Here is a 5,080-nt window from a genome sequence, read left to right as displayed (position 1 = left end):
GAGAGGGCGGTGCGGATCTTCTTCACCTCCCTCATGGCGTTTTTCCTGTCAGGATTGGCAGGCGGCCTGGTTGCTCAACAGCTGGCGGTCGCAACCCATGCGCAGGAAGAATACATTCTGGTGTTCATGACGTCGGTGCTTGTCACCATTGTTGCAACGATCGTGTTTTTCATCGCGCAGCTTTTTTCGAACGCACTGACGATCATCAACTGGCTGGCCCTCTGCGCAATTCTCCTGTTCGTGCTGATCGGGCTCGGCCTGATCGGTTGGACGTTCTCTCAACCGATCGGCAAGCGCCAGTGGGGAGGCGACCTGCCAATCATCGCCGGCCTGGTTTTGCCGAACCTGGCCACTGTGCTGGTTCACTGGCTGTTCGTGCGCTGGCGGTTGAGGCGCGGCTCGATTAACGCACAGGTGGGCGCATGAAGACGGTTCTTTGCTACGGCGACTCGCTAACCTGGGGCTACAATGCCGAAGGTGGCCGCCATGCGCTGGAAGACCGCTGGCCGAGCGTGCTGCAGGCAGCGTTAGGCGCCGGCGTGCAAGTGATTGCCGATGGCCTCAACGGCCGCACCACGGCCTTCGACGATCATCTGGCCGGTGCGGACCGCAACGGTGCAAAACTGCTGCCAACCGTCCTGACGACCCATGCGCCGATCGACCTGATTGCCATCATGCTCGGCGCCAACGACATGAAGCCGTGGATCCACGGCAATCCCGTCGCGGCCAAGCAGGGCATTCAGCGGCTGATCGACATCGTGCGCGGTCACGACTATCCGTTCGACTGGCCCGCGCCGCAGATACTGATCGTCTCGCCGCCTGTCGTCAGCCGCACCGAAAATGCCGACTTCAAGGAAATGTTCGCCGGTGGCGATGACGCCTCGAAGTTTTTGGCACCGCAATATGCCGCGCTCGCCGACGAAGCCGGCTGTGGCTTCTTCGACGCCGGCAGCGTGGCGCAAACCACCCCTCTCGACGGCGTCCATCTCGACGCCGAAAACACGCGAAACATCGGCAAGGTGCTGGCGCCGCTGGTGCGTGTGATGTTAGCGACATGATAGTCGATGCATTTCTGATCATCGGCATCTGGTTGGCTGTGCATTGGCAAGGCCGCCGAAGTCGGCTTCTTGCAGGCTACGCGCTTCTAGGGCTCTGGGTTTCCGATGCCCTTTCGGTATTGATGCATGAGCCCGCTTTCAGGCCTCCAATGCTGAAGCAAGAGCCATGGTCGATACCAAAACCTTCTTTCGGTGAAGCCTCGCTTCAATAAGGACCATAAAATGTCTGAATCCTACGACGTCATCATCATCGGCTCCGGCCCTGGCGGCTATGTCACCGCGGTGCGTTCCGCGCAACTCGGCTTCAAGACGGCGATCGTCGAGCGCGAGCATCTCGGCGGCATTTGCCTTAACTGGGGCTGCATCCCGACCAAGGCGCTGCTGCGTTCGGCCGAGATCATGCACTATTCGGATCACCTGAAGGATTACGGGTTGAAGCTCGACGGCAAAGTCAGCGTCGATACAGCGGCCGTGGTCGATCGCTCGCGAAAGGTCTCGCTGCGGTTGAATGGCGGCGTTGCCTTCCTGATGAAGAAGAACAAGGTCGACGTCATCTGGGGCGAGGCCAAGCTTTCGAAGCCGGGCGAAATCGTCGTGTCCAAGACGGCCAAGAAGCCGATGGAGCCGCAGCCGCCGGTGCCGAAAGGCGTCAAGGGCGAGGGCACCTACACCGCCAAGCACATCATCCTGGCGACCGGCGCGCGACCACGCGCGCTGCCCGGCATCGAGCCGGACGGAAAGCTGATCTGGACCTATTTCGAGGCCATGGTGCCGAAGGAGATGCCGAAGTCGCTGCTGGTCATGGGATCAGGCGCCATCGGCATCGAATTCGCCTCCTTCTACCGGACCATGGGCGCCGAGGTGACGGTGGTCGAGCTGCTGCCGGCGGTGATGCCGGTCGAGGATGCCGAAGTCTCGAAATTCGCGCAGAAGCAGTTCGAGAAGCAAGGCATGAAGATCATCCTCGAAGCCAAGGTGACCAAGGTCGAGAAGGGTCCCAATTCGGTCACGGCGCATGTCGAGATGAAGGACGGCAAGGTCGAGAAGATCACCGCCGATCGCATGATCTCGGCCGTCGGCGTCCAGGGCAACATCGAGGGCCTCAGGCTTGAGGCGCTAGGCGTGAAGACCGAGCGCGGCTGCATCGTCATCGACGGCTACGGCAAGACCAATGTGCCGGGCATCTACGCCATCGGCGATGTCGCCGGCCCGCCGATGCTCGCCCACAAGGCCGAACATGAGGGGGTCGTGTGCATCGAGAAGATCGCTGATTTTCCTGGCGTGCATGCCACCGACAAGCTGAAGATTCCGGGCTGCACCTACTGCAATCCGCAGGTCGCCTCGGTTGGCCTGACGGAAGCCAAGGCCAAGGCCGAGGGCAAGGACATCCGCGTCGGGCGCTTCCAGTTCGCCGCCAATGGCAAGGCCATTGCGCTCGGCGAGGATCAGGGTTTCATCAAGACCATCTTCGACAAGAAGACCGGTCAATTGCTCGGCGCCCACATGGTCGGTGCCGAAGTGACCGAACTGATCCAGGGCTTTGTCGTGGCGATGAACCTGGAGACGACCGAGGAAGAGCTGATGCACACCATCTTCCCGCACCCGACGCTGTCGGAGATGATGAAGGAAAGCGTGCTCGACGCCTATGGCCGCGCGCTCAACGCCTGATAGATTGAAAGCGCTGCTACAGATGGAACCCGGCGGCAAGGTACTTCGTTTGCGGATGCGTTTTCACGCATCACACAAGGAGAAGGCATATGCACCTGAATGGCGTCGGCTGGATAGCAGCCATCATCATCGGCGGCCTGGCAGGCTGGCTCGCCGAAATGTTCATGAAGAGCGACACCGGCATCTTCATGAACATCGTTATGGGCATCGTCGGCGCGGTCGTGCTGAACGCCATTCTGCAGGCTCTCAATTTTGGCCCGTTCGGCGTCGGCTGGATTGCCTATCTCATCACCGGCTTTATCGGTGCCTGCCTGCTGATCTGGGCCGGGCGTCTTGTGCGCCGTTAGCATCACTGAAGAGGCGCCATGCGAAAAAGGCTGTTGCGGCATGCGCCGCGGCGGCCTTTTTCTTTGCGTTGAAAAGTCCTAGATGACGTTATGACAGCGAACGCCTGACTGGCGTCGCGAATGAACCAGGTTTCCCGATGGTCACTGTCCTCGATACGATCGCCAACGCCCCGCGCTTGCGGCATCCGGAAAAGGCGCACAAGCCTGATCAGGATGTGCTGCGCAAGCCCGACTGGATCCGCGTCAAGGCGCCGGTGTCGAAGGGCTATGCCGAAACGCGCGAAATCGTCAAATCGCACAAGCTGGTGACGGTCTGCGAAGAGGCCGGCTGCCCCAACATCGGCGAATGCTGGGAAAAGAAGCACGCCACCTTCATGATCATGGGCGAGATCTGCACCCGCGCCTGCGCCTTCTGCAACGTCGCCACGGGCATTCCAACCGCGCTTGACCCGGATGAGCCGGCCCGTGTCGCGCATGCGGTCAAGCAGATGGGCCTTACCCATGTCGTCATCACCTCGGTCGACCGCGACGATCTCGCCGATGGCGGTGCGCAGCATTTCGCCGAAGTCATTCGCGCCATCCGGGCGGCAACGCCGCTGACGACGATCGAAATCCTGACGCCCGACTTCCTGCGCAAGGACGGCGCGCTGGAGGTCGTCGTGGCCGCCAAGCCCGACGTCTTCAACCACAATCTCGAAACCGTACCGTCGAACTATCTGACGGTTCGTCCGGGCGCCCGCTATTTCCATTCGATCCGGCTGTTGCAGCGGGTCAAGGAGCTTGATCCGTCGATCTTCACCAAGTCCGGCATCATGGTGGGGCTGGGCGAAGAACGGAATGAAATCCTGCAGCTGATGGACGATCTGCGGTCCGCCAATGTCGACTTCATGACCATCGGCCAGTACCTGCAGCCGTCGAAGAAGCACCATCCGGTGATCCGCTTCGTCACTCCGGAGGAGTTTAAATCTTTCGAGACGATCGGCCGGACCAAGGGTTTCCTGCTGGTGGCGTCCAGCCCGCTGACGCGTTCGTCGCATCACGCCGGCGACGATTTCGCCAAGCTGCGTGCGGCACGGGAAGCGATTCTCAAGAAAACAGCTTAACCCGCTGGTTTCATGCCAAAATTCGAAGCCACCCGACGCGTATCCCATACACCCGAGCAGATGTTCGCGCTGGTCGCCGATGTTGAATCCTATCCGCAATTCCTGCCGCTTTGCGAAGCGCTGACGGTTCGCTCGCGCAAGGAGCGTGACGGGCGCACGGTTCTGCTTGCCGACATGAGCATCGGCTACAAGGCGATCCGCGAAACCTTCACGACGCAGGTGCTGCTGAAGCCCGCCGAGAACACCATCGAGGTGAAGTACATCGACGGGCCGTTCAAATATTTGAGCAACGTCTGGCGTTTCGAAGCGGACGGCGTCGGTTGCGCCGTCCGCTTCTTCATCGACTACGAGTTCAAGAGCCGTATTCTGGGCGCGGTCATGGGGACCATGTTCGATCGCGCCTTCCGCATGTTCGCCGAAGCCTTTGAGAAGCGCGCCGACGTCATCTACGGTGCAGCACCCCGGGCCCAGGGTTAGCCGAGTGCTTGCAGGCCCAGCTCCAGCGCTTGCCGGACCGTTTCGCGACGAATGAAATCGCGGCCTTTGTCTGCAAAGAGCTGGTGCTCGGCGACAATCGGTCGGCCGTCCAGCGCAACCCCGAACCAGACCAGGCCGACCGGTTTTTCCGCCGAACCGCCGCCAGGCCCAGCGATCCCGGTGACCGCCAGGGTCAGCCCGGCGCGCGAACGGGCAAGCGCGCCTGCCGCCATTTCAATTGCAGTCTCGCCCGAAACCGCGCCATGCGCCTCGAGCGTGGCGGCGGAAACACCGAGCATCTCCATCTTGGCTTCGTTGGAATAGGTGATGAAGCCACGATCGATCACGGCGGACGAGCCGGCGATGTCGGTCAACGCGGCGATGATCATGCCGCCGGTGCAGCTTTCCGCCGTTGCCAGCATAATGC

General features: G+C 61.2%; 7 protein-coding genes. 6 read left to right on the top strand and 1 reads right to left on the bottom strand.

Translation table 11 applies throughout. From position 1 onward, the window contains the following. From EN750_RS17940 to EN750_RS17915, 6 genes are all read left to right on the top strand, one after another. On the top strand, window positions 1-426 hold a 426-nt coding region (locus EN750_RS17940; RefSeq protein ID WP_245482733.1), incomplete at its 5' end, for a hypothetical protein. Then, window positions 423-1,058: an SGNH/GDSL hydrolase family protein gene (locus EN750_RS17935; RefSeq protein ID WP_127397208.1), complete on the top strand. Its 636-nt coding sequence runs from the start codon at window positions 423-425 to the stop codon at window positions 1,056-1,058. The genes EN750_RS17940 and EN750_RS17935, both read left to right, overlap by 4 nt. A 222-nt stretch (window positions 1,059-1,280) precedes the next feature. Further along, on the top strand, window positions 1,281-2,726 hold the full coding sequence (gene lpdA / locus EN750_RS17930) for a dihydrolipoyl dehydrogenase (protein ID WP_127397207.1): 1,446 nt from the start codon (window positions 1,281-1,283) through the stop codon (window positions 2,724-2,726). Window positions 2,727-2,815: 89 nt separating this feature from the next. Beyond that, window positions 2,816-3,073, top strand: coding sequence for a GlsB/YeaQ/YmgE family stress response membrane protein (locus tag EN750_RS17925; protein WP_127397206.1), 258 nt, complete (start codon window positions 2,816-2,818; stop codon window positions 3,071-3,073). 137 nt (window positions 3,074-3,210) lie between these two features. Continuing rightward, window positions 3,211-4,176 (top strand): lipoyl synthase, encoded by a 966-nt coding sequence (gene lipA, locus EN750_RS17920; RefSeq protein ID WP_127329039.1) that lies wholly within the window; start codon window positions 3,211-3,213, stop codon window positions 4,174-4,176. A gap of 12 nt (window positions 4,177-4,188) precedes the next feature. Continuing rightward, on the top strand, window positions 4,189-4,653 hold the full coding sequence (locus EN750_RS17915) for a type II toxin-antitoxin system RatA family toxin (protein ID WP_127397205.1): 465 nt from the start codon (window positions 4,189-4,191) through the stop codon (window positions 4,651-4,653). Here EN750_RS17915 and EN750_RS17910 read toward each other — a convergent pair. Then, complete coding sequence (locus tag EN750_RS17910) at window positions 4,650-5,078, bottom strand: CinA family protein (RefSeq protein WP_245482732.1); 429 nt, start codon at window positions 5,076-5,078, stop codon at window positions 4,650-4,652. The genes EN750_RS17915 and EN750_RS17910 overlap by 4 nt on opposite strands. Window positions 5,079-5,080 lie beyond the last annotated feature (2 nt).

The sequence above is a fragment of the Mesorhizobium sp. M7A.F.Ca.ET.027.03.2.1 genome (genome assembly GCF_003999175.1).
Classification (GTDB): Bacteria; Pseudomonadota; Alphaproteobacteria; order Rhizobiales; family Rhizobiaceae; genus Mesorhizobium.
The sequence above is the reverse complement of the archived record's forward strand: the minus strand, read 5'-3'. Positions and strand labels throughout refer to the sequence as shown.